Here is a 24,223-nt window from a genome sequence, read left to right as displayed (position 1 = left end):
GTGCAGGAAGCGCTTTCCCCCTGGGCGCGGGTGTGCGCTTTCGTTCCGGTGTCGTGCGTGTGCCGTGCGTGTGCCGTGCGTGTGCCGTGCTCAGCCCGCGTACGGGTCGGCGACCTTGCCCGGACGGGCGAGGAACTCGAAGTCGCAGCCGGTGTCGGCCTGGGTGATCTGCTCGTTGTAGAGCGCTCCGTAGCCGCGCTCGTACCGGGTGGGCGGCGGGGTCCACGCCGCCCTGCGCCGCTCCAGCTCCGCGTCGTCCACGTGGAGCCGGAGGGTGCGGGCCTCGACGTCGAGGGTGATGGAGTCGCCGGTGCGGACCAGCGCGAGCGGTCCGCCGACGTACGACTCCGGTGCCACGTGCAGGACGCACGCGCCGTAACTGGTACCGCTCATCCGGGCGTCGGAGATGCGGACCATGTCGCGCACGCCCTGTTTGAGCAGGTGGTCGGGGATGGGGAGCATGCCGTACTCCGGCATGCCGGGGCCGCCCTTGGGACCGGAGCCCCGCAGCACCAGCACGCTGTCGGCGGTGATGCCCAGCTCCGGATCGTTGACGGTGCGCTGCATGGTCCTGTAGTCGTCGAAGACGACCGCCGGGCCGGTGTGCTTGAGCAGGTGCGGTTCGGCGGCGATGTGCTTGATGACGGCGCCGTCCGGGCAGAGGTTGCCGCGCAGCACGGCGACCCCGCCCTCGCTCGCGACCGGGTTGTCCCGGGGCCGGATGACGTCGTCGTTGTGCACCCGGGCGCCGGCGAGCTGCTCGCGCATCGTGTCGTGCGAGACGGTCGGCCGGTCCAGGTGGAGCAGGTCCGGGATGCGGGAGAGGAAGCCGGGCAGACCGCCGGCGAAGTGGAAGTCCTCCATGAGGTACGTCCGTCCGCCGGGCCGTACGTTCGCCAGCACCGGGACCGTGCGGGCGATGCGGTCGAAGTCGTCGAGGGTGAGGCGGACGCCGGCCCGTCCGGCCATGGCGATCAGGTGGATGACGGCGTTGGTGGAGCCGCCGAGGCCGAGGACGGTGGTGACGGCGTCCTCGAAGGCGTCGCGGGTGAGGATCGACGAGAGAACACGCCCCTTGTGGACCTGTTCGACGATCCTCATGCCGGACTGTGCCGCCATCCGGTCGTGCCCCGAGTCCACGGCCGGGATGCTCGACGCGCCCGGAACCGTCACCCCGAGCGCCTCCGCCGCCGCGGTCAGCGTGGACGCCGTCCCCATCGTCATGCAGTGGCCCGGCGAGCGCGCGAGGCCGTTCTCCAGCTCGGCCAGCTCGCAGTCGCCGATGAGGCCGGCGCGCTTGTCGTCCCAGTACTTCCACATGTCGGTGCCCGAGCCGAGCACCTCGTCGCGCCAGTGGCCCGGCAGCATCGGCCCGGCGGGCACGAACACCGTCGGCAGGTCGACGCTGGCCGCGCCCATGAGCAGCGCGGGGGTCGTCTTGTCGCAGCCGCCCATCAGGACCGCCCCGTCCACCGGATACGACCGCAGCAGCTCCTCGGTCTCCATCGCGAGCAGGTTGCGGTAGAGCATCGGGGTCGGCTTCTGGAAGGTCTCGCTGAGCGTGGAGACCGGGAACTCCAGCGGGAAGCCGCCCGCCTGCCACACGCCCCGCTTGACGGCCTGCGCCCGGTCACGGAGGTGTACATGACAGGGATTGATGTCCGACCAGGTGTTGAGGATCGCGATGACGGGTTTGCCGAGGTGCTCCTCGGGGAGGTAGCCGAGCTGGCGGGTGCGGGCGCGGTGACTGAAGGAGCGCAGGCCCTCGGCGCCGTACCACTGGTGGCTTCTGAGCTCCTCGGGGCGCTTTCCCGGGTGCTCCTCAGAGCGTTCGTCGAAGCGCTTCACAGGGACCACCCGGCGGCGATGGAGGCGACCTCGGCCCGCTCCTCCGCGGACAGCACCCGGCTCGGCGGGCGTACGTCCCGCCGGCACAGCCCAAGGGATGCAAGGGCTTCCTTGACGACGGTGACATTGTTCGCGGAGCCGTTCGCGGCGCGCAGCTCCTCGAAGCGGCGAATCTGCTCCCAGACCTTCATCGCCGCCGGATAGTCCCCTGATCGAAGCGCTTCGATCATGTTCAGCGAAACGGCCGGCGCGACGTTCACCAGCCCCGAGGTGAAGCCGGTGGCGCCCGCCGAGAAGTAGGAGGGGGCATAGGGCTCGGCGAGGCCGGCGACCCAGACGAAGCGCTCCAGGCCGGCGTCCCGGGCGAAGGCGGCGAAGCGGGCCGCGTCCGGGACGGCGTACTTCACGCCGATCACGTTCGGACAGAGGTCGGCGAGTTCGGAGAGCCGCTCGCCGTGCAGCTGGGCGTTGCGGACGTACGGGACGACACCCAGTTCGGGCACGGCCTCGGCGATGACCCGGTGGTAGTCGACCCAGCCGCGCTGTGAGACGTACGGGTGGACGGGCTGGTGGACCATCACCATCTGCGCGCCCAGTTCGCGGGCGTGCCGCGCGGAGGCGACGGCTGTCGGCAGGTCATGACCCACCCCGACGAGGATCGTTGAACGATCCCCCGCCTCGTCGGTCGTCAGTTCCGTGACGAGCCGCCGCTCCTCGGGGGTGAGGGCGTAGAACTCGCCGGTGTTGCCGTTGGGGGTGAGGGTGGTGATCCCGCCGTCGAGCAGCCGGCGCAGCAGCGCCCGGTGGGCGGCCCGGTCGACGGAGCCGTCCTCGGCGAACGGGGTCACCGGGATGGCCACCACGTCGGCCAGGGCCGCACGCTGGGTCTCGAACGCCACGCTGCTCATTCCTCACCTTCCTGGTTCCCCGCCCGGTCCTGCACCTGGGGGAACGCCCGCTCGACGAAGGACGCGATGTGGCCGTACAGGGCGAGGGCCGCGCCGTCCGCGTCCCCCTCCAGCGCGAGCCGCAGGATCTCGCGGTGCTCGCCGGCCTCCCGCTCCCAGGACGGCGAGGCGGCCCAGGCGACAGCGGAGACCAGGGCGGCCTGGTCGCGGACCTCGTCGAGCATCCGGCCGAGCAGCGGATTGCCGCAGGGCAGATACAGGGCGCGGTGGAACTCCCGGTTGGCCAGGGACCGTTCGGCGGTGTCGGTGGCGTCGTCGGCCCTGGTCAGCGCCTCGCGTGCGGCATCCAGGGAGGCTCCGCGGAGCACGGCCCTCTTCAGCGCCTCCGGCTCCAGCAGCAGCCGTACGTCGTAGACCTCGCGTGCCATGTCCGCGTCCACCATGCGCACCGTGACGCCCTTGTACTGGCTCATGACGACCAGTCCGGTGCCGGCCAGGGTCTTGAGCGCCTCGCGCACCGGGGTCTTGGACACCCCGAACTGTGCGGCGAGCTCGGTCTCGACCAGGGCCTGCCCCGGCGTCAGCCGCCCGGTGAGGATGCGGCGTTTGATCTCCTCCAGCACGTACTGCGTGCGGGAGGGGATCGGCGTGGGCACAGAGGTCATGCGCGCCTCTCGGATCGCTCGGATCTCACATATCGCGTCTCATATATGACGTACGAAGTACGACGCGTTGAAGGTAGGAGCGCCCCTGTGTTCCGTCAATGCTTCCTGCAAAGGAAGTGAAAGAAAGTCAAAGAAGTGTCAGAGCGGGATGGTCTCGCCCTCGCGGGCCGTGCGGGTCGGGCCGCCGAAGGCGACGGCTGCCCGGGCGGTGGCCGCCTCACGGGTGAGCGCCGGACCGACATGCGTGATGTACAGCTCGCGCACACCGGCCTTGCGGGCGGCCTCGCCGGCGTCCTCCGGCGTCAGATGCACCTGTTCGCTTTCGCCACTTTGGTCGAGGTCCGCCTCACACAGGAACAGGTCGGCCCCGGAGGCGAGTTCGGTGAGCGCGTCGCACGGGCCGGTGTCCCCGGAGTACACGAGGACGCTCCCCTGGCACTCGACGCGCAGCGCGTACGCCTCGGTGTCGTGCGCGACGGCGCGTGAGGTCAGGCGCAGGTTCCAGTGCCGGACGGTGTGGCCGTCGTACAGGGGACGGAAGTCGAAGGCGCCGCTCAGGAACCGGATGTCCGCCCGCCCGAAGAAACCGGCCAGGCGCAGCGCGCAGTTCATGGGCGCGTACACCGGGATCGGGGCCGGCGGGGCTATCCCGCCGAAGGTGAACGCGTAGGCGGCGGCGAGGAGATCGGCGGTGTGGTCGGCGTGGAGGTGGGAGATCCAGATCGCGGTGAGCCGGTCGGGATCAGTGTGCCGCTGCAACTCCGCGAACGTACCGGGGCCCGCGTCCACCCACATCTCGGCCCCCGCCCCGCGCAGCAGATAGCCGGAGCAGGGGCGGCCCGGCCGCGGGTAGGGGGAGGCGGTGCCGAGGACGGTGAGACTGAGGGGCATGGTGGGGAGCGTACGTTCCGCGCCTGCCGCGTGCGCCCCGATCGCTTCGGTCTACGCCGGGCTCGGTGGGCCCACTACGGAGTCCAGCCCGGATCACGCCCGCTCAGCCCGACGGCCCGGTCGAGCAGCGGGGCGTCGTCGGGGACGGGCACGACGGGGCCGAAGATCCCGCCACCGCGGTCCTGGTCGTCGGCGGCCGCCTTCAGGAAGGCGTACGACACCTGCAGCGCGGCCGGGTCGGGGGTGTACTCCTGGCCGGTGGCCCGGGCCAGGTCCCAGCCGTGGATCACCAGTTCGTCGGCGGCGACGGCACCGGCGACCGGGCCGGGCAGGTCGATGCCGCCCGCACGGGTCATGCCGGTCCAGGCGCCGGGGTCCCGCCAGGCGTCGGCGAGTTCGTCGAGTGCCGTGCGCAGTTCGGCGCGCCAGCCTGGTGCGAGGTCGGTGGCGGCGGCGTCCGGCGGGGTGGCGGTGGTGGTCCCGAGGTCCTTGCGCGCGGCGTCCCGGAAGGCGACGGAGAGGCCGGTCAGGTGGCCGAGCATGTTGCGCACGGCGCACCCCGGGCAGGGTGTCCCGCCGGCGAGCTGTTCGTCCCGGACGCCCTCCGCGAGGCGGGCCAGGATCCGGGTCTGCGGTCCGAGGTCGAGTGTGGTCGTCGTATCGGTCATGAAGGGTGGACCGCCCGGGCCCCGGAAACTCATCGCACGCGCGGCCCGGTCGGCCGCGGACAGGGCACTTGCCCGATGCCGGAGCACCCGCCTCAGGACCACGATGCCGGGACATGACGAAGACCACGAAGAAGACCCGGGCCCTGGCGCGGGTCCTGCGAAGCCGTGACGCGGCGCTCCTCCTTTCGGCGCTGGTGGTCTCGGGTTTCGGCTCGTCGGCACTGTGGCTGGCGTCCGGGGTGTGGGTGAAGGACCTCACCGGTTCGAACGGGCTCGCGGCGCTGTGCGTGCTCACCCTGTGGGCGCCCACCCTGCTGGGCCCCGTCCTGGGCACCCTCGCCGACCGCATCCGCCGCAAACGGCTCCTGATCGCGCTCAACCTGGCCCCGGCGGGTCTGCTGCTCGCCCTCCTCGGCGTCGACTCGCCCGACCGTCTGTGGCTGCTGTTCGCGGTGCTGTTCCTGTACGGCGCGGCCTCCGTGGTGGCGCACGCGGCCGAGTCCGCGCTGGTCGCCGCCGCCGTCGCGCCGGAGCTGCTCGGCGACATGGGCGGGCTGCGCACGACGGCCGTGGAGGGCATGAAGCTTCTCGCCCCGCTGACGGGCGCGGGGGTCTACGCGGCGTACGGCGGCCCGGGCGTGGCCCTGCTGGACGCGGCCACGTTCGTGTGTGCGGCGGGGCTGTACGCGTGCGTGCGGGTCCGTGAGGCACGGCCGGCGCCGGCCGTGAGCGGTCTGCGGGCCCGGACCGCCGAGGGCGCCCGCTTCCTGTGGGGGCATCCGGGACTGCGTCCGCTGGTCGTGGCGGGCGGCACGACCATGCTGTTCGCGGGGCTCAACGGGGCGGTGATCTACGCCGTCGTCGAGGGGCTCGGCCACTTCCCGGGGTACGCGGGCGCGCTGTACGCGGTCCAGGGCGCCGGGTCGGTCGCGGTCGGGCTGGTCTCGGGGGCCGCGCTGCGGCGGCTGGGCGAACGCCGGTTCGCCGCGTGCGGGATCGCGCTCACGGCCGTCGCGGTCGCCGTGCGGGCGGTGCCCTCGGATCCGGTGGCACTGGTGTGCAGCGCGGCGATCGGGGCGGGGCTGCCCTGTGTGCTGATCGCCGCGCTGACCGCCGTACAGCGGGAGACACCGGACGCGCTGACGGGCCGGGTCACCGCCACGGCCGCCACCCTGATCTACGCGCCGAACGCCCTCGGCCTGGCCCTGGGCGCCGGCCTCGTCGAAGTCCTCCCGTACCGGCCGCTGCTGGTGGTCCTGGGCCTGGTCCGGCTGGTGACGGTGCTGCCTCTGTTTCAGCGGGCCGCCAGTGCCTCCCGCACCATCGTCAGGTCGCCGTCCGACGCCAACCCGGCGTGATACAGCCGGATCTCCGTCGCGCCGAGCTCACGCGCGCGTGCCGTGTCGGCCGCGAGGGTGGCGGGGCTGCCGCCCATGCCGGAGACGACGCCGAGGTTGGCGGCGATGACGGCGCCCCGCGCGCCCTGTTCGGCGAAGGGGGTCAGCAGGGCGGGGCCGCCCGCGCAGGGTACGACGACGCCGTCCGCGACGGACAGGATGTGCGCGGGGTCGACGCCGGGGTTGGCGCCGACGTGGTGGGTGACGGGGTCGGCGTGCAGCAGTACCTGGAAGCCGGCGGGGGCGGCCGCGCGGACGGCGGCGACGGCCGTCTCCTGGAGGGTGCGGGCGGTCTCGTCGCGCCACGCGCGCGTGGCCGCGGCGGTCTCACCGCCGAGCAGCTTCTCGACGCCCGCCCAGCCTCCGTCGTCCGGAGCCCCCCGCCACAGCGGCTCCAGCGCCTCCCGGACGGCGGCGGCGAGCGCGTCGGCGTCGAGGCCCCGCGCCGCGTAGCCGGCCCGGCAGGCGGGGCAGAAGCACAGGGCCATCAGGTACTGGCCGGCGTCCCCGAGGCCGACGCCGGCGGTCTTGTCGTGGGCGTGCAGATGCTGGAGGCCGTACCAGCCGAGGGACTCCAGCTCGGTGCCGCACGCGCCGGGCCGTACGGCGGCCTCGGCCGCGAGATCGACGAGGTACGCGCGCGTGGCGGGCTGGGCGATGCAGGGCGCCCAGGGATAGCGGTCGCCGTAGGCGTTGACGACCGAGGTGTCCGGATGCTCCGCGCCCAGGCGGGAGTTGTGGGCGAGGACCACCCAGGTGTGCACCTCCAGGCCGGCCGCCGCGAGGGCTTCGGCGGCCTCGCCGCAGGCGTCGCCGGGCGCCCAGTCGCCGGCCGCGTACGGGCGCAGCGCGCGGCCCTCCCAGCGGCCGTCCGTCGGGTACAGCACGGCGGCGTGCTCGGCGGTGACGATGCGGTGGCGGGGGTGGCGGGGGGTGAGGGCGCGGGTGGAGTGGTAGGCGGCTGCCAGGGTCACCTGTTCCACGCCGAGGGAGGCGATCCGGGCGGGGGCCGCGGGATCGCCGTTGACATCCCAGGGGTAGACGAACGTGGACGCCTTCACCGGTCGTTCTCCTCCTCGAGGAGCGCGTATCCGCGCTCGATCACCTGGGCGAGCTGTTTGATGTGATCCTCGCTCGGTTCGTGCAGCGGCGGGCGGACTTCGCCGACGTCGAGGCCGCGCAGCCGGACGGCCGCCTTGACCAGGGAGACGGCGTAGCCGCGGCCCTGGGCGCGCAGTTCGACGAAGGGCCGGTAGAAGCCGTCGAGGAGGCGGTGGACGGTGGCGTCGTCGCCGGTGGTGAGGGCCCGGTGGAAGGCGAGGGCGATCTCGGGGGCGAAGCAGAACACGGCGGAGGAGTAGAGGGTGACGCCCAGGGCGCGGTAGGCGAGCTGGGTCTGCTCGGCGGTGGGCAGGCCGTTGAAGTAGAGGAAGTCGCCGGGGGCCTCGGTGCGCACGGCGCTGACGATCCGCTGCATGAGGTCGAGGTCGCCGAGGCCGTCCTTGAGACCGATGATCCCCTCGGTCCGGGCGAGTTCGACCACGGTGCGGGCGGTGAACACGGCGTTGTCGCGCTGGTAGACGATCACGGGGAGCGCCGTCGCGGCGGCCACGGCGCGGTAGTGCTCCAGCAGGCCTTCCTGCGCGGCGACGACCAGGTAGGGCGGCATGGCGAGCAGTCCGTCGGCACCCGCGGCGTGCGCGAGCCGCGCGTAGCGCACGGCGAGGGCGGTGCCGTAGCCGGCGCCCGCGACGACCGGCACACGTCCGTCCGTCTCCGCCACGGCCGCCCGCACCGTGGTCTCGAACTCCTCCGGTGTGAGCGCGTGGAACTCCCCCGTGCCGCAGCAGGCGAAGACGGCGGCGGCCCCGGCCTCCACCCCGCGGCGGACGTGCGCGCGGTAGGCGTCGAGGTCGACGGAGCCGTCGGGGCCGTAGGCCGTGACGGGGAAGAACAGCGGTCCGCTCGGGATGCGAAGGCGGGCGGCGAGGGGGGCTGACGTCACGGCTCTCCCTAGGACGACGCGTGCGTTCTTCTGATTGGTGTCCACATTTCTGAACACGCTCACCCTATGTAGCCCTTTTGGACCCGGTCAAGCGCGCACACGGCACCAGAAGGGCGGAACCACCTGGTCCGCGGCACACTTGACGCAGCACGCGGGAGATCCTTAGCGTGTCCATGCATGTGAATAACGTCCATGCATGCGGCCGTTCCAGCCGTCGACCCCGAGGAGACCCGAGGATGCCCGCTCCCCGCACCGTCCTGCTCACCGGCGCCGCCGGCGGCCTCGGCACCCTCATGCGGGACCTGCTCCCCGCCTACGGCTACGACCTGCGCCTGCTGGACCTGCGCCCCGTCGACGGGGCGCCGGACGCGATCGTCGCGGACCTCGCCGACCGGGCGGCCCTGCGGGAGGCCGTGCGGGGCGTCGACGCGATCATCCACCTCGCGGGCATCTCACTGGAAGCCCCCTTCGAGAAGATCCTCAAGGCCAACATCGAGGGGACCTACAACCTGTACGAGGCCGCCCGCGAGGAGGGCGTCGGCCGGATCGTCTTCGCCTCCTCCAACCACGCGGTCGGCTTCACCCCGCGCCCCCAGGGGGACGACCCGCTGATCCCGGTCGACACCCCGCGCCGCCCCGACACCTTCTACGGCCTGTCCAAGTCCTTCGGCGAGGACCTCGCCCAGCTCTACTGGGACAAGCACGGTCTGGAGACGGTGTCGGTGCGCATCGGCTCCTGCTTCGCCGAGCCGACCAGTGTGCGCATGCTGTCGGTCTGGATGAGCCCCGCCGACGGCGCCCGTCTCTTCCACGCGGCCCTGACCGCCGAGGGCGTCGGCCACACCGTCGTCTACGGCTCCTCCGCCAACACCCGCCTGTGGTGGGACCTCAGCTCCGCGCGGGAGCTCGGCTACGAGCCGCAGGACGACTCCGAGCCGTACGCCGGGAAACTCATCGCCGAGCAGGGCGAGCTGGACCCGGAGAACATCGCGCACGCCCACCTGGGCGGCCACTTCGTGAGCGACCCGCCGATCTGGCCGTACTGACCCCCCGGACAGGGCGGGGCGGGCACCGAACGGGCCCGCCCGCCGCCACAACCGGGCACGCACGCCGCCCGAACCCACCCCTCCACCGGCCGCGCCGCAGGTCCGAGGCGGGCACGACCGAGGGCAAACGGGCGGACCCGGGCATCATCGGGCCGACAACAGACCTGGTCAGTGCCGCACACCCGCTGTAGAACTTCCCCCATGACGCCGTGCGGCCCGCACCCGGGCCCGAACGGGCAGCGAAGGGGCTGCGGAAGGGAGGCGCGGGCATGGTCCCTAGGACGGCGGAGGAGCGGCAGCGGGAGATCGTACGCGCCGCCCGCACCAGCGGCTCGGTCGACGTGGCCGCGCTCGCCACCGAACTGGGCGTGGCGAAGGAGACCGTACGACGGGATCTGCGCGCCCTGGAGGACCACGGTCTGGTGCGCCGCACGCACGGCGGCGCCTACCCCGTGGAGAGCGCCGGCTTCGAGACGACGCTCGCCTTCCGGGCCACCAGCCATGTGCCCGAGAAGCGCCGGATCGCCGCCGCCGCGGCCGGGCTGCTCGGGGACGCCGAGACGGTCTTCGTCGACGAGGGCTTCACCCCGCAGCTCATCGCCGAGGCGCTGCCCGTCGACCGGCCGCTGACCGTGGTCACCGCGTCCCTGCCGGTGGCGAACGCGCTCGCCGGGAACGACAACGTGTCCATGCTGCTCCTCGGCGGCCGGGTCCGGGCCGGCACGCTGGCGACCGTCGACCACTGGACGACGAAGATGCTGGCCGGCTTCGTCGTCGATCTCGCCTACCTCGGCGCCAACGGCATCTCCCGCGAACACGGCCTCACCACCCCCGACCCGGCCGTCGGCGAGGTCAAGGCGCAGGCCGTGCGGGCGGCACGACGGGTGGTCTTCGTGGGGGTGCACACCAAGTTCGGGGCGGTCAGCTTCTGCCGGTTCGCCGAGGTCGGCGCGATGGAGACGATCGTGACGAGCACCCTGCTGCCGACGGCGGAAGCCCACCGCTATTCACTGCTCGGGCCGCAGGTCGTCCGCGTCTGACGTCCTCTGGTGCCGTAGGCCTTTCGGGCGCAGGTAAGGGAACGGTAAAGCGGGCTCGTTCGTTCATGCGGCATGACAGCTATGACCCCCGGCTCGAACATCCCTCTCTCCACCGCGCGCGTGACGGTGGACGTCGCCGCCCCGGTGCGGCTCGACGTTTCGGGCCTGCTGCTCACCGCCGACGGCAAGGTGCGCTCCGACGACGACTTCATCTTCTACAACCAGCCGTCCGGCCCGGGCGTCACCTACCGCTCCGGCGGTGGTACGTCCCCCGACTCGATCACCGTCGACACGACCGCCGTCCCCCCGGGCATCGAGAAGATCGTCGTCACGGCGAGCCCGGACGCCGCGGGTCAGACCTTCCAGGGCATCGAACCGACGGCCACCGTGCGAAGCGCGGACGACAACAGCGTTCTGGCCACCTTCACACCCCCGCAGCTCGGCACCGAGACGGCACTCGTGGTCGTGGAGGTCTATCTGCGAGGCGGGGCGTGGAAGGTCCGCGCGGTCGGCCAGGGCTACGCCGACGGCCTGGCCGGCATCGCGACGGACTTCGGCGTGACGGTGGAGGAACCGGCGGCGGCCGCGCCCGCGCCCGTACAGCCGACGCCCGCCGCCGCCCCGCCGATGCCCCAGACCCCGCCCCCGCCCGCTCCGCCGGCCCCGGGCACGGGAAAGATCAACCTGGACAAGGGCCGCGTCAGTCTCCAGAAGAACCAGACCGTGTCCCTGGTCAAGGGCGGCCGCCCGCTGCTCTCGCAGGTCAAGATGGGCCTGGGCTGGGAGCCCGCGTTCCGCGGCGCGGACATCGACCTGGACGCGTCCGTCATCGCCTACGGCCCCCAGCGCAACCACGTCGACAGCTGCTACTTCGGCAAGCTGTCCATCGTGAACGGCGCGATCAAGCACTCCGGCGACAACCTCACGGGCGAGGGCGGGGGCGACGACGAGGTGATCGTCGTCGATCTGGGCCGGATCCCCCAGGAGGTCACCGGCCTGGTCTTCACCGTCAACTCGTTCTCCGGCCAGAAGTTCACCGAGGTCGCGAAGGCCTACTGCCGCCTGCTGGACGCCACCACCGGCGAGGAACTGGTCCGCTTCGACCTCACCAACGCCGAACCCCAGACGGGCGTGATGATGGCCAAGCTGATCCGCCAGTTCTCCGGCGAGTGGGACATGACGGCGATGGGCGAGTTCGTCAAAGCGCGGACGGTACGCAACATGGTCAAGCCGGCCGCCCAGGCCCTGTAGCAGGCCGGCCGGGCAGGGATCCGTGTCGTAGGGCGGAGGGTTCGCGGGCCTCCGCCTACGCCCGCAATCCCTCCGTCAACAGCCCCACATACCGGCGGATGGCGCCGTCGTCCCCCTTCGCCAACTCCGATGCCGTGGCCACCCCGTGCGCGAGCCGCAGTACGTCGATCGCCTCGACGTCCGCCCGCAGCGTTCCCTCGCGCTGCGCGGCCTCCACCAACCGGCTCGCCGCGCCCTTCATCCTCGTGCCGCACGCGGTCACGGCCGCCGCGCTCCCGTCCGTCACGGCGGACCCCAGCAGTGACTTCATCCCCCGTACCTCGATCATGCCGACGCACAGTTCGTTGAGCCACTCCACCAGCGCCTCCCCCGGCGGCAGTTCCTCCGCCAACGCGTCGGCCCGCACCGCGAGCGCCTCGATCCGGTCGACGTACGCCGCCTCCAGCAGCGCGTGCCGGGTCGGGAAGTGCCGGTACAGCGTGCCGGAACCGACGCCCGCCCGCTTGGCGATGTCGTCCAGCGAGGCGCCCTCCCCATGCTCGGCGAAAGCCTCCGCCGCCACCTTCAGCAAGCGCTCGTAGTTGCGGCGAGCGTCCGCGCGCATGGGCCTGACCTGCGTCATCCAGTTACTCCTTGCGAACCGGGGGCTCTCTCCGTATTTTATCCAGCACTAAACGGAGACAGTCCCCGCTTACTGCGCTCGTCTCTGCGGGCCACTTCGTGCTGCCCGCATGCTCCACCACTTCCGGCGGGGACACCAGACAGGGAGTACCCCATGTCCAGCCCGCCCCCCTCCCCCGCGACCGCCGAGGCCGCCCGGCCGCGACCGCAGTCCGCGTCCCCGCCGCGCGCGGCGCTCCTGGTGATCGTCACGGCGTACCTGATGGTCGGCGTCGACTCCACCGTCGTGAACGTCGCCCTGCCCGACCTCCAACAGGACCTCGGCTTCACCTCCACCGGTCTGTCCTGGGTCCTCAACGCCTACACCCTCGCCTTCGGCGGACTGCTGCTGCTCGGCGGCCGCGTCGGAGACATCCTCGGCCGCCGCCGAACGCTCACCCTCGGCGTGCTGCTCTTCGCCGCCTCGTCCCTCCTCGGCGGGCTGGCCGGCGCCGACGGCCCGCTGCTCGCGGCCCGCGCGCTCCAGGGAGCCGGCGCCGCCCTCATCGCGCCCAGCACCCTCGCCCTGATCACCACCAACTTCCCCGAGGGGCCCCGGCGCCACCACGCCCTGGGCGTCTACTCCTCCATGGCCGGCATCGGCGCCTCCGTCGGTCTGGTTCTCGGAGGCATGCTCACCCAGTGGGCGTCCTGGCGCTGGGCCCTGCTGATCAACGTGCCCATCGGCCTGGCGGTCGCCCTCGCGCTGCCCCGCCGCGTCGCCGAGACCACGCGCCACGCGGGCCGCTTCGACGCGGCAGGCACCCTGACCGGCACCGCCGGGACGACCTCGCTGGTCTACGCGTTCATCCGGGTCTCCGACCAGGGCTGGAGCGACCGTCAGGCGCTGCTCGGCTTCATCGCGGCGGCCCTGCTCCTCCTGGCGTTCGCCCTCGTCGAGTCCCGCGCGCGGCAACCGATCATGCCGCTGCGGCTGTTCGCCGACCGGGACCGGGCGGGCGCGTACGCCGGGGTACTGCTCCTCCCGGCGGGCATGTTCGGCGCGTTCTACTTCCTCACCCTCGTCTGCCAGCAGACCCTGGGCTACAGCCCGTTGCACACGGGGCTGGCGTTCCTCCCGCTCACCGTGGTGATGTTCACGACCGTCCGGCTCGTGCCACGTCTGCTGGCCCGCCTCGGCGCGAAGCCGCTGGTCCTGACCGGCATGGCCCTGATCGGCGCGGCCGGTGCCTGGCTGTGGCGGCTGCGCCCCGGCGACGGCTACGCGGCCGGTCTGCTGGGCCCGCTGCTCCTGCTGGGCGTCGGGGTCGGCCTGGCCATGATGCCGCTCAACGCCACGATCCTCGCGAGGGTCGGCCCGCGTGAGGCGGGCGCCGCCTCCGGTCTCCTGCAGACTCTCCAGTGGCTCGGCGGCACACTGGGCCTGTCCGCCCTGGTCACCGTCTACGGCACGGCGACCAGGGACACCACGGGAACCCCGGCCGAGATCCTCACCCTCGGCGCGTCCCACGCCTTCGGCGCCGGCGCGCTGATCGCCCTGGCGGCACTCCTGACAACAGCCTTCGCGCTCACGGGCAGGAAACCCCGGGCCGCCGTATGATCTTGATCTTCGGCGGACTGGCCGCACCGCGTTCGCGCGCGCCGGTCGGCTCAGAACAGCGCGCTGTAGGCGTTCAGGGCGGGCTGGCCGCCGAGGTGGGCGTACAGAACGGTCGAGTCGGGGGCGATCTCGCCGCGCGCGACCAGGTCGACCAGACCCGCCATGGACTTGCCCTCGTACACGGGGTCGGTGACCATTCCCTCGGTGCGGGCGGCGAGCCGCATCGCCTCGAGAGTCGTCTCGTCCGGCACTCCGTAGACGCCCGCGTGGTAACGCTCGTCCAGTTCGACGTCGTCGACGGTCAGCTCCCTCTCCAGGCCGATGAGCTGTCCGGTGCGGTGGGCGATGCGGGCGATCTGCTCACGGGTCTCGGCGGGCTTGGCCGAGGCGTCGATCCCGATGACCCGGCGGGCCGGGCCGCCGGCCTGCTCCAGCACGGCGAACCCGGCGACCATGCCGGCCTGCGTCGAGCCGGTGACGGAACACACGATCACCGTGTCGAAGAAGACCCCCGACTCCCGCTCCTGCTCGGCGACTTCATACGCCCAGCCCGCGAACCCGAGCCCGCCGAGCGGGTGGTCGGAGGCACCGGCAGGGATGGCGTACGGCTTGCCACCCGACTCCTCGACCTCCCTCAGCGCCTGCTCCCAGCTCTCCTTGAACCCGATCCCGAACCCGGCCCGCACGAGCCGTACGTCGGCCCCGGCCAGCCGGCTGATGAGGATGTTGCCGACCTTGTCGTACACGGCGTCCGGCCACTCCACCCAACTCTCCTGCACCAGCACGCACTTCAGCCCGGCACGGGCGGCGCAGGCGGCGACCTGGCGGGTGTGGTTGGACTGGACCCCGCCGATCGAGACGAGCGTGTCGCAGCCCTGGGCGAGCGCGTCGGCGACCAGGTACTCCAGCTTGCGGGTCTTGTTCCCGCCGTACGCGATACCGGAGTTGCAGTCCTCCCGCTTGGCCCAGACGGCGGCTCCGCCGAGGTGGGCGGTGAGCCGCTCCAGCGGGTGCACCGGGGAGGGGCCGAAGAGGAGGGGGTAACGCGCGTACGAGGAGAGGGACTTCGCGGCCATGGAGCCTCCTTGGCTCGGTCGGGGTGGGGCCGGGCCGGCCTCAGTCGGGGTCGGCCAGGTCGGCGAGGGTGCGCCAGATCTCCGCCGTGACCCGGACCGCCTCGTCCACGTCACCGCCGGCGCAGGCCTCGATCAGCCGGCCGTGCAGCCCGGCCGAGCGGCAGGTGCCGCCCTCGCCGAAGCGCCGTCGCTCCAGCCGCCGGATGAGGGGGGTGTAGCGGGCGATGGTGGCGGCGGCCGCGCGGTTGCCGGCGGCCCGCACGAGAACGGTGTGCAGGGCGTCGTCGGCGCGCAGGGCGGCGTCCACGTCACCGGCGCCGACGGCGGCCGCGAACCGCTCGTTGGCCGTGCGCATCGCCTCGATGTCCGCCGCGAACAGCAGGGGTACCGCGATCCGGGTGACCAGTTCGTGCATCGCGCCGACCACGGCCGCGGCGTCCCGTACGTCGGCGGCGACGACCGGCGTCACCCTGGTGTAGCTCTGCGGCTTGCTCTCCAGCAGCCCTTCGTCGACCAGCCGGGCGAACGCCTCCCGCACCGGCGCCCGGGACAGCCCGAGCCGCTCCGCGAGATCGGCGTCCCGCACCACGGTGCCGGGCTCGATCGCGCCGGTCACGATGGCGTCCCGGATCGCCGCGTAGGCGCGGTCCCGGAGCAGAGTGCGTGGCACGGCTTCCATGGACTGAAATGTTAGATGTCAGTCGCCGGTGCGGACAAGGGTGTGGCCCGCACCCCCGTGTTCGGGTGCGGGCCACCGCAGGGCTGCCGTGCCCGTGGATCAGCGCTTCTGGCGCTTCCACGGGCCGGTGATGGCGAGCATGATGCCGGGCGTCTGGATGTTGGCGAACAGGGTCCTGCCGTCGGGCGAGAACGTGACGCCGGTGAACTCGCTGTACTCGGGCTCGTCCTCGGTGCCGATGTTCAGCTCGTTGCGGGCGATCGGGTAGGTGCGGCCGCTGTCGGTGGCGCCGAACAGGTGCTGGATGCCCTCGCCGTCCTCGGCGATGACGAGGCCGCCGTAGGGGGAGACGGTGATGTTGTCGGGGCCGTCGAAGGCGCCGTCGACCGACGGGTCCGGGTTGACGCCGATCAGCACCTTCAGGGTGAGGGTGCGGCGCTTGGGGTCGTAGAACCAGACGGCGCCGTCGTGCTGGACGGGGCTCTCGGCACGGGCGTAGGAGGAGACGATGTAGGTGCCGCCGTCACCCCACCACATGCCCTCCAGCTTGCGGGCGCGGGTGACCTGGCCGTCGGTGAACTGCTTGCGGACGGACGTCGTCCTCGCGTCGCGGTCGGGGACGGCCACCCAGTCGACGCCGTACACGGTGCCGGTCTTCGTGGCGCGGGAGAGGTCGTCGACGAACTTGCCGCCGGAGTCGAAGCACTTGAAGGCCTCGAGGACGCCGGCGTCGTCGGCGAGGGTGCGCAGCCTGCCGCGGCCGTGGCGGAAGCCGGCCGGCGGGGTCCAGCGGTACAGCAGGCCGTTGGGGCCCGAGGCGTCCTCCGTCAGGTACAGGTGGCCGCGCTTGGGATCGACGACGACCGCCTCGTGGGCGTACCGGCCCAGCGCCTTGACCGGCTCGGGGCCGCGGTTGGCCCGGCGGTCCTCGGGGTCGACCTCGAAGACGTAGCCGTGGTCCTTGGTCATGCCGTTCTGGCCGGCCTTGTCCTCGGTCTCCTCGCAGGTGAGCCAGGTGCCCCAAGGGGTGTTGCCGCCCGCGCAGTTGGTGGAGGTTCCGGCGATGCCGACCCATTCGGCGACATGGCCGCCGGGGCGGACCTCGACGACCGTGCAGCCACCGGCGGCAGCGGGGTCGTAGACGAGGCCCTCGGTGAGCGGGACCGGATACTTCCAGTCCGCGCGCGGGCCCTTCAGCTCGTGGTTGTTGACCAGGAGCGTCGCACCGCGCGGGCCGTCGAAGGTGGAGGTGCCGTCGTGGTTGGAGGGGGTGAACTCGCCCGACTCCAGCTTGGTCCTGCCGCTGTAGGTGATGATCCGGTACTTGAATCCGGCGGGCAGCGCGAGGATGCCGTCCGGGTCGGGGAGCAGGGGCCCGTAGCCGACGCCGCCGTGGTGGTGGCCGGCCGTCGACTCCTCCGTCGCACTCTCGGTCTCCGTGGACGCGAGGGCGTTCGGAGCGGTCGCGAGGGCGCCGACGCTGCCCGCCAGCGCGACTCCGGCCCCGGTGAGCGCGGATTGTCTGGCGAAGTCCCTGCGGGTGAGCGACATGGTGTCTCCTGAGACGGTGGGTGTGCCGTGGAGGGTGGCGGACCGCGGTTCGGCGACACCGTCCCGCCCAGGCCTGAACGGGAGTTGAACGGTGGGCGGCCACAGGGGTGCCGCTTCCATGAACCCGTACAACCCCGGTCAACAGGACGCCAAGACATCGCCTGCCCGAGGTAACCCTTCCCACGCCACCACACCGGCGGGCCCACGTCCAGCGCCGCCACACCACACCTCACCCGTCCGAGCCACCCACCGCCCGCTCGCCCCGGCGCCCCCGGCCCTCGGGTCGGCCGGGCCCCCGTGCCCGGCGGCCGCCCTCTCCCGGCCGGTGTCAGCCGCCCTGCTGGGACCGGGCCTTGAAGGCCGCCTTGCGGGCCTCCTTCGCGATCTTCTTGTCGGGGTGGAGTCGGCCCATCGCCTCCAGGACGTCCGGGGTCGCCGGGTGCTCGACACGCCAGGCCGCGGCGAAGAAGCCGCCGTGCTGCTGGGCCAGCCCCTCGACGAGGGCCTGGAGTTCCTCGGAGTTGCCCTCCGCGGCGAGCTGCGCGGCCACCGTGTCGATGGTGAGCCAGAAGACCAGGTCCTCGGAGGGCGCCGGTACGTCCGCCGCGCCCAGTTCGGTCAGCCACACCCGGGCGAGGCCGCCGAGCTCGGGGTCGTCGAGGACCTCACGCACGGCGGGTTCGGCCTGGGCGCCGACGAGCGAGAGTGCCTGCTGGCAGCGGAGCCGGCGCAGCGGTGCCCCCGGGTCCGAGCCGCGCGCGGCGGAGAGCAGCTCCCGTGCCGCGGTGACGGGTTCACGGCGGTCCAGCCACTGTTCGGTCTCGGCGCGGGCCGCCCGCGGCCCGTACCCTGCGCTGCCGTCGAGCAGCACATCGGCGCCCTTGTCGGCGAGGTCGCCGACGGCCGGCGCCTCGAAGCCGGCCTCGAGCAGCCGCGCCCGGAGCCCGTAGAGCCCGAGCGGGGTGAGGCGGACCATCCCGTAGCGGGAGACGTCGGTCTCGTCGACCGGCCCGGCGGGGGGCTCCTCCTCGGGGTCGGCCATCAGTGCCTCGTCGACGGGCCGGTAGGCGACGGCTCCGATCGGTTCGAGCAGCCGGAACTGGTCGTCGAGGCGCATCATCGCGTCGGAGACCTGCTCCAGCATGTCGTTGGTGGGCTCCCCCATGTCACCGGGGACGATCATGGAGGCGGCGAGTGCGGGAAGCGGGACGGGGCCGTCGCCGGGGCCGTCCTCGCTGGCGGTGAGCAGGTAGAGGTTGCCGAGCACACCGTCGAGGAACTCGGCCTCGCCCTCGGGGTCCCAGTCGAGCTGGGAGAAGTCGACGGCGGCGCCCTCGTCCATGACGTCGATCAGGGCGTCGAGATCGGGTACGGCCGCTTCCGCGATCACGGCCTCCAGGGCGCCCAGCCAGACGGCGAGCACGTCGTGCGGGCTGCCGCCGGTCAGCAGGGCGAGGCCCTCACCGGCCCTGACGGTGTCGGCCTGTTCGTCGACGACCTCGACGAGCCCGGCGTCCATGGCGACCCGCCACGCCTCGCTCGCGTCGGCGGCCGCGTCGTCACCGGTGAGTCCGAGCACCTCGGCGGCGGCCGGCAACTGCTCGTCGACCAGTCCGCCCCCGGCGTCGACCCGGGTGTCGGGGCCGGCCCAGCGGGCGAGCCGGACGGCCCGGGAGAGCAACGGCGTGGACAGCGCGTCACGCGCCAGCTCCGCTTCGGGGTGCAGCCGTACGGGCGGCAGGGGGGAGCTGTCTGACATCGGCGGGTTCTCCTATGGCGTCGTACCACTCAGGCGTTCAGCCTAGAGGGATTTCGACCCATCCCGTCCGGTTCATCTCCCCGCCGGGAGCCATACATGGCTCAATCCTTGACAACTGGCTTGATCAGGCAGGAGATTGACGCGCGTAGAAGTCGGGGGAACGAGTGTTCACTCGTTTCTACGCGCGTCACACGCACGTCCCACGCGCCCACGCTCCACCCTCGTCCCGGCGCCCACGCACGTCCCCGGAGGGATCTACGTTGCCGAGCAAGAAGTCCGCGCGCGTCGCCGCGCTCACCGTCGCCGCCGTCTGTTCCGCGGCCTCCACCGTCGCCCTCACCTCGCCCGCGCACGCGGCCACGGTCGCCGTCCACGACATCCAGGGCACCACCCGTACCTCGCCGTACGCCGGCCAGGCGGTCACGGGTGTGGCCGGAATCGTCACCGGCGTGCGCACCTACGGCTCCTCGAGAGGTTTCTGGATCCAGGATCCGAACCCGGACGCCGATCCGGCGACCAGCGAGGGTGTCTTCGTCTTCACAAGCTCCACCCCGAAGGTCGCCGTCGGCGACTCGGTCACGGTGAGCGGCACGGTCTCGGAGTACGTCCCGGGCGGCACGACGACCGGCAACCAGTCGATCACGGAGATCACCAAGCCGGTGGTGACGGTGGTGTCCGGCGGCAACCCGGTTCCGGCCGCCACGGTGATCGGCGCGAGTTCGGTCCCGGACGTGTACACCCCGGCCGGGGACACCGCCGCCGGCAACTCGGTGGGCGGTCTCACCCTGCAGCCCCGGACGTACGCCCTGGACTACTACGAGTCCCTGGAGGGCATGAACGTCCAGGTCGACGACGCCCGCGTGGTCACCGCCACCGACCCGTACAGCGAGCTGTGGGTCACGGTGAAGCCGCACGAGAACGCGAACCGCCGCGGGGGCACGGTGTACGGCTCCTACGAGTCGCAGAACACCGGCCGGCTGCAGATCCAGTCGCTGGGCCCGACGGCCGGCTTCCCCGTCGCGAACGTCGGCGACGCCCTCACCGGCACCACCGCCGGCCCGCTGGACTACAACCAGTTCGGCGGCTACACCCTCGTCGCGAACACCCTCGGCACGCTGAAGAGCGGCGGCCTGCAGCGGGAGACGACCCGCAAGCAGCGGACCGGCGAGCTGGCCGTCGCCACGTACAACGTCGAGAACCTCGACCCGTCCGACGGCACCTTCGAGGAGCACGCCTCCGCGATCGTGAACAACCTGAAGTCGCCCGACATCGTGTCCCTGGAGGAGATCCAGGACGACAACGGCGCGACGGACGACGGCACGACCGCCGCCGACGTCACCGTGACCAAGCTGATCGACGCGATCGTGGCGGCGGGCGGCCCGAGCTACGAGTGGCGCTCCATCGACCCGACGAACGACACCGACGGCGGCGAGCCGGGCGGCAACATCCGCCAGGTGTTCCTGTTCAACCCGAAGCGGGTGTCGTTCACCGACCGCGCGGGCGGCGACGCGACCACCGCAGTCGGCGTGACGAGGACGCGCGGCAAGGCGGCACTGACGGTCTCCCCCGGCCGTATCGACCCCGCGAACACCGCCTGGAAGACCAGCCGCAAGCCGCTGGTGGGCGAGTTCGTCTTCCGTGGCCGCACGGTCTTCGTGATCGCCAACCACTTCAACTCCAAGGGCGGCGACCAGGGTCTGACCTCGCAGTACCAGCCGGTGGTGCGCAGCTCGGAGACCCAGCGCCACCAACAGGCGACGCTGGTCAACGCGTTCGTCAAGGACATCCTCGACGTCCAGAAGAACGCGGATGTCGTCGCGCTCGGCGACATCAACGACTTCGAGTTCTCCGGTACCGCGAAGATCCTCGAGGGTGACGGCACGCTGTGGTCGGCGATCAAGTCGCTGCCGAAGAGCGAGCGTTACACCTACGACTACCAGGGCAACCAACAGGTCCTGGACCAGATCCTGGTCAGCCCGTCGATCCGGCGGGCCTGCGACTTCGAGTACGACAGCGTGCACATCAACTCGGAGTTCCACGACCAGATCAGCGACCACGACCCGCAGGTCCTGCGCTTCGAGCCGTAGGCCCGCCCGCCGTCGAAGGCGACCGGTCCGGCCCGCCGGAGGAGCCCGCGATCACCGTTTCGCGGGCTCCTCCGACGACATCCGCTGCCGCGTGGTGACACGCGATCCACGCGGTACGCCGAGAGGCCGATGAGCTCGATGGCACGTGAGTCGATGACACACCGACGAGACGCCGGTCCGCCGGGGGCCGCCGCCGGGCTCGGCGGCACAGCCCCGGGCGGCCGGCGCCTGGGACTCGGCGCTGTCCTCGGAGGACGCGGCGCGCAGGCTGGCGCCGGGCCGCGCGGTGGCCGAGTGCGAGGCACTCGGCTGCGACGGGACCGTCGGGGTGGGGCTGCGCGTCGGAGGGTTCCCGGCGGGGGGCCTGGAGTCCACCGCGCGGGGCACCGCGGTCCGGGCCCGCTCGCGCCGGAAGGATTCCCACCGGACTGGGTGGCCGGGGAGATCCGCCACGAGGTGCGGGGCATCGTGCTCTCGCGGCGCCAGGTGGGCGTTTGCGCGAGGGGGCGAACGTCGCCTGTCGGCACATCAGCTGGGACGGTTGAACACGCCGTCCAGCCAGCCCTGCCAGGCGGTCTCGTCCTTCTTGGCGTCGGCGTCGGCCGCGAAGTCGTGGACGCTGATGCCGACCGGGGCGCCCCAGTGGTTGCGTCCGAAGAAACGGATCAGGGCGTCGTCGGTGCGCAGTCCGACGAAGTACGCGTTGCGGTAGTCGAGTACGGCCTCGAAGTCCTGGGGGCCGTGCACGGTCACCCGGGTTCCCTCGGCAGCGTCGTCCGCGAGCCCCAGGGCCCGCTCCACGGCGGCCAGCGCGTCGGGGGCGGTGGCCGCCTCTCCCCCGTCGAGCTGCGCGAAGGTGACGGGACGGGGCGCGAAGCGGGTGAGGTACTCGCGCAGGGTGTGCAGGTAGAAGTCCGTGTGCCTGCTGGCTCCGTCGTACTGGTTGTCCCAGTCGTCGGTGAAGATCCCGCTGTGCACGTACCGCACCCAGGCGCGCCGGCCGCCGTCGCGCGACTCGATGACGTGCTCGAGCTGGTTCACGCTCTGGATGGGGAACCCGACGTCCTCGCTGCGGATGGTGAGGTGGTGCGGGCGGTCGTAGGCGGTGACCGTGGAGCCGAAGGCCGCCTTGCCGCCGACCTTGGGCTCCGGGGCCTCCATCGGCCACAGGTATCCCCCGGTGCCGTTCGTGATGGCCTCCCACACCTGTTCGGGGGTGGCGTCGACCTCGAACTCGCGGACGATCTCGAAGGCCTTCTCGTTTTCGTGTGTCATGACGGTCTCCTCAACTGTGCTGGCGATTCGGGAAGTCCGGTCGGCTGCCGGGCCGGCTGCGGCTTGAGCGTGGGGTGTACGGCGACGACGATCCGGTGGTCGCGGCCGCCCTCGGTGTCGGGGGCGTCGTACTTGCTGATGAGGGCGGTGACCCCGGCGGTCAGCTCCTGGACGAAGGCGGCGCGGTCGGCGGCGGAGGCGAAGCGGACCTCGCCGTCCAGCGCGTAGGTCGCGAGGCGCTGCCGGGCCTTCGCGGCGCCGGTGATCAGCGAGCCGACGTCCCGCACGAGACGGGCGCCGAGCGCCAGCAGCCAGCGCGCGGAGAGCTGGTCGCGGAAGCGGTCCGGGTCCGGCTGGACCTCGGCCAGGGCGAGCGGCGAGATCACGTACGAGGCGGCGGTGGCGCGCATGAGCCGCTCGGTCACATTGCCCTTGCGGCGCTCGCCTGCCAGCTCGACCAGGCCGTGCCGCTCCAGTGCCTTCAGGTGGTAGTTCACCTTCTGCCGCGGCAGCCCGACCTTCCCGGCCAGCATCGCCGCCGAGGCGGGGCCGGCGGCCAGTTCGGCCAGCAGTCGGGCCCGTATGGGGTCAAGGGAGACGGCGGCGGCCTCGGGGTCCTCGATCACGGTGATGTCCAGCATGCGTCCACCGTCTCACCGAAAACTTTTTTTGTCCAGGGGATTCGAGTTTTCGGTGGGCGGGGGGCGGGCGGGCGGCAGGCATGCGTCGGCCCGGCATCCGCAGGGTGCGGATACCGGGCCGCCATGCACCTGCTCGGCGGTTCTAGCGCCTGGCCCGTCGCCTGCCGAGAAGGCCCGCCGCGAGGAGCGCCACGCCCGCCGCGCCGACGATCACCACGGGACGCGGGTGACGAAGGGCGAAGCGCACGGGCGCGCGCACGGGGGCGGGAACGCCGCGCTCCACACCCCGGCCGGTGCGGGCCGCGTCGCCCTGGACGAGGTGGCCCGAGCGGGCCGCCCTGTCCTGCACGATGTGCCCGGTGCGGGCCGCCCTGTCCTGGACGACATGACCGGTGCGGACCGCCTTGTCCTGGACGAGGTGTCCGGTGCGCGTCGCCCTGTCCTGCACGAGATGGCTCGCCTGGGCCGCCGTGCTGCGCAGTTGTACCGTCATCGCGCCCGCGCGGTCGCGGATGTCCGCCGCGCGGGCGAGGGCCCGGCCACGGACGTCCGTCTTGCCCGCCAACTCCTCCACCGTGGCGCCGAGTTGGCTCCTGGTGCGGGCTATCTGCCGGCGCAGTTGCGCCACTGTGTCCTTTTCCGTCATCGCTGTGCCCTTTCTCTGATCTCCTCCACATCGGCCCTGACGCTGACGAGGGTCTCCTCGGGTGTGGGGGGTGCGGCCCGGCGCAGTTGGCCGCGGCCGAGCGCCGCGAGCACGGCGGCGATCACGAACAGCACCGCCGTCACGATCAGTGCCGCGGCCCAGACGGGCAGCGTCAGCGAGAGGGCGGCGACGGCCGTGCCGGAGAGCGCGAGCAGCCCGGCGTACGCGAATGCGCCCGCAGCACCGAGCAGTCCGCCGCCGCGCCCGGCACGCCGGCCCTTCTCCGCGAACTCCATCTTCGCCAGCGCGAGCTCCTGTCGCACCAACTGGGAGAGCTGTTCGGTGGCCCGGTTGACGAGTTCACCAACGGTGTGGTGTTCCGTGGGCTGTGTCGCGGTCACGGTGTTCCGCCTCCTCTCGGTTGCGGATCCGGGTACCCCGGCCACGCGCCGCTACCCATGGCCGGACAGGTTCAGGCCAGGGCCGCCCGGCATCGCAGACCGACGTCATTCTTCAGTGATGCTTATCCGTATCCCGTAGCAGATCTAAGTGGAGCTTCACGATCGCGG

Annotated in this window: 22 protein-coding genes; 6 read left to right on the top strand and 16 right to left on the bottom strand. The window is 72.3% G+C overall.

Annotated features, from left to right (window positions below; all coding sequences use genetic code 11):
* Window positions 1–90: 90 nt before the first annotated feature.
* The 5 genes from araD to ABT057_RS36670 form a co-directional block, all read right to left on the bottom strand.
* On the bottom strand, window positions 91–1,848 hold the full coding sequence (gene araD, locus ABT057_RS36690; protein WP_352348212.1) for an L-arabinonate dehydratase: 1,758 nt from the start codon (window positions 1,846–1,848) through the stop codon (window positions 91–93).
* The gene (locus tag ABT057_RS36685; protein ID WP_352348211.1) at window positions 1,845–2,756 is read right to left on the bottom strand and encodes a dihydrodipicolinate synthase family protein; all 912 of its coding nucleotides are present in this window, start codon (window positions 2,754–2,756) and stop codon (window positions 1,845–1,847) included. Before ABT057_RS36685 ends, araD begins: the two co-directional genes overlap by 4 nt.
* Entirely contained in the window at window positions 2,753–3,421 is a 669-nt protein-coding gene (locus ABT057_RS36680) for a GntR family transcriptional regulator (protein ID WP_352348210.1), read from the bottom strand. Before ABT057_RS36680 ends, ABT057_RS36685 begins: the two co-directional genes overlap by 4 nt.
* A 138-nt stretch (window positions 3,422–3,559) precedes the next feature.
* Window positions 3,560–4,312 (bottom strand): MBL fold metallo-hydrolase, encoded by a 753-nt coding sequence (locus tag ABT057_RS36675; protein ID WP_352348209.1) that lies wholly within the window; start codon window positions 4,310–4,312, stop codon window positions 3,560–3,562.
* 74 nt (window positions 4,313–4,386) lie between these two features.
* Window positions 4,387–4,980, bottom strand: coding sequence for a TIGR03086 family metal-binding protein (locus tag ABT057_RS36670; RefSeq protein ID WP_352348208.1), 594 nt, complete (start codon window positions 4,978–4,980; stop codon window positions 4,387–4,389).
* 113 nt (window positions 4,981–5,093) lie between these two features.
* On the opposite strand from ABT057_RS36670, the gene ABT057_RS36665 reads away from it, so the two are divergent.
* Entirely contained in the window at window positions 5,094–6,338 is a 1,245-nt protein-coding gene (locus ABT057_RS36665; protein ID WP_352348207.1) for an MFS transporter, read from the top strand.
* Here the strand turns inward: ABT057_RS36665 and ABT057_RS36660 are convergent.
* Window positions 6,275–7,438 (bottom strand): hypothetical protein, encoded by a 1,164-nt coding sequence (locus tag ABT057_RS36660; RefSeq protein WP_352348206.1) that lies wholly within the window; start codon window positions 7,436–7,438, stop codon window positions 6,275–6,277. The genes ABT057_RS36665 and ABT057_RS36660 overlap by 64 nt on opposite strands.
* Window positions 7,435–8,382: a 5-dehydro-4-deoxyglucarate dehydratase gene (locus ABT057_RS36655; RefSeq protein WP_352348205.1), complete on the bottom strand. Its 948-nt coding sequence runs from the start codon at window positions 8,380–8,382 to the stop codon at window positions 7,435–7,437. The genes ABT057_RS36660 and ABT057_RS36655 overlap by 4 nt, the downstream gene beginning before the upstream one ends.
* 236 nt (window positions 8,383–8,618) lie before the next feature.
* Here ABT057_RS36655 and ABT057_RS36650 point away from each other — a divergent pair, with 236 nt between their 5' ends.
* From ABT057_RS36650 to ABT057_RS36640, 3 genes are all read left to right on the top strand, one after another.
* Window positions 8,619–9,428 (top strand): NAD-dependent epimerase/dehydratase family protein, encoded by an 810-nt coding sequence (locus ABT057_RS36650; RefSeq protein WP_352348204.1) that lies wholly within the window; start codon window positions 8,619–8,621, stop codon window positions 9,426–9,428.
* 269 nt (window positions 9,429–9,697) lie between these two features.
* Window positions 9,698–10,468, top strand: a complete 771-nt coding sequence (locus ABT057_RS36645; protein ID WP_352348203.1) for a DeoR/GlpR family DNA-binding transcription regulator — start codon at window positions 9,698–9,700, stop codon at window positions 10,466–10,468.
* Between the two features lie 81 nt (window positions 10,469–10,549).
* Window positions 10,550–11,719, top strand: coding sequence for a TerD family protein (locus tag ABT057_RS36640; RefSeq protein ID WP_352348246.1), 1,170 nt, complete (start codon window positions 10,550–10,552; stop codon window positions 11,717–11,719).
* Between the two features lie 55 nt (window positions 11,720–11,774).
* On the opposite strand, the gene ABT057_RS36635 is transcribed toward ABT057_RS36640, so the two are convergent.
* The gene (locus tag ABT057_RS36635) at window positions 11,775–12,341 is read right to left on the bottom strand and encodes a TetR/AcrR family transcriptional regulator (protein WP_352348202.1); all 567 of its coding nucleotides are present in this window, start codon (window positions 12,339–12,341) and stop codon (window positions 11,775–11,777) included.
* Window positions 12,342–12,494: 153 nt separating this feature from the next.
* Here ABT057_RS36635 and ABT057_RS36630 point away from each other — a divergent pair, with 153 nt between their 5' ends.
* Window positions 12,495–13,940, top strand: coding sequence for an MFS transporter (locus ABT057_RS36630; protein WP_352348201.1), 1,446 nt, complete (start codon window positions 12,495–12,497; stop codon window positions 13,938–13,940).
* 50 nt (window positions 13,941–13,990) lie between these two features.
* Here the strand turns inward: ABT057_RS36630 and ABT057_RS36625 are convergent, their stop codons facing one another.
* The 4 genes from ABT057_RS36625 to ABT057_RS36610 form a co-directional block, all read right to left on the bottom strand.
* Entirely contained in the window at window positions 13,991–15,016 is a 1,026-nt protein-coding gene (locus ABT057_RS36625; RefSeq protein WP_352348200.1) for a 1-aminocyclopropane-1-carboxylate deaminase, read from the bottom strand.
* A 40-nt stretch (window positions 15,017–15,056) separates the two neighbouring features.
* On the bottom strand, window positions 15,057–15,695 hold the full coding sequence (locus ABT057_RS36620; RefSeq protein WP_352348199.1) for a GntR family transcriptional regulator: 639 nt from the start codon (window positions 15,693–15,695) through the stop codon (window positions 15,057–15,059).
* A gap of 99 nt (window positions 15,696–15,794) precedes the next feature.
* On the bottom strand, window positions 15,795–17,246 hold the full coding sequence (locus ABT057_RS36615; protein ID WP_352348198.1) for an alkaline phosphatase PhoX: 1,452 nt from the start codon (window positions 17,244–17,246) through the stop codon (window positions 15,795–15,797).
* Window positions 17,247–17,574: 328 nt separating this feature from the next.
* Window positions 17,575–19,005, bottom strand: a complete 1,431-nt coding sequence (locus tag ABT057_RS36610) for a hypothetical protein (RefSeq protein ID WP_352348197.1) — start codon at window positions 19,003–19,005, stop codon at window positions 17,575–17,577.
* Window positions 19,006–19,265: 260 nt separating this feature from the next.
* Between ABT057_RS36610 and ABT057_RS36605 the strand changes: the two genes are divergently transcribed.
* Window positions 19,266–21,092, top strand: a complete 1,827-nt coding sequence (locus ABT057_RS36605; RefSeq protein ID WP_352348196.1) for a DUF8508 domain-containing protein — start codon at window positions 19,266–19,268, stop codon at window positions 21,090–21,092.
* A gap of 528 nt (window positions 21,093–21,620) precedes the next feature.
* Here ABT057_RS36605 and ABT057_RS36600 read toward each other — a convergent pair.
* From ABT057_RS36600 to ABT057_RS36585, 4 genes are all read right to left on the bottom strand, one after another.
* Window positions 21,621–22,367 carry an SRPBCC family protein gene (locus ABT057_RS36600; protein ID WP_352348195.1) on the bottom strand — a complete coding sequence of 249 codons (747 nt, stop codon included), beginning with the start codon at window positions 22,365–22,367 and terminating at the stop codon, window positions 21,621–21,623.
* Window positions 22,364–23,008, bottom strand: a complete 645-nt coding sequence (locus tag ABT057_RS36595) for an ArsR/SmtB family transcription factor (protein WP_352348194.1) — start codon at window positions 23,006–23,008, stop codon at window positions 22,364–22,366. Before ABT057_RS36595 ends, ABT057_RS36600 begins: the two co-directional genes overlap by 4 nt.
* Window positions 23,009–23,150: 142 nt before the next feature.
* Complete coding sequence (locus ABT057_RS36590) at window positions 23,151–23,654, bottom strand: DUF3618 domain-containing protein (protein ID WP_352348193.1); 504 nt, start codon at window positions 23,652–23,654, stop codon at window positions 23,151–23,153.
* Complete coding sequence (locus ABT057_RS36585) at window positions 23,651–24,055, bottom strand: phage holin family protein (RefSeq protein ID WP_352348192.1); 405 nt, start codon at window positions 24,053–24,055, stop codon at window positions 23,651–23,653. Before ABT057_RS36585 ends, ABT057_RS36590 begins: the two co-directional genes overlap by 4 nt.
* Window positions 24,056–24,223: the final 168 nt, after the last annotated feature.

Origin of the sequence: Streptomyces sp. NPDC002588 (genome assembly GCF_040295925.1) — a bacterium.
In the GTDB taxonomy this organism is placed as follows: domain Bacteria; phylum Actinomycetota; class Actinomycetes; order Streptomycetales; family Streptomycetaceae; genus Streptomyces.
The sequence above is the reverse complement of the archived record's forward strand: the minus strand, read 5'-3'. Positions and strand labels throughout refer to the sequence as shown.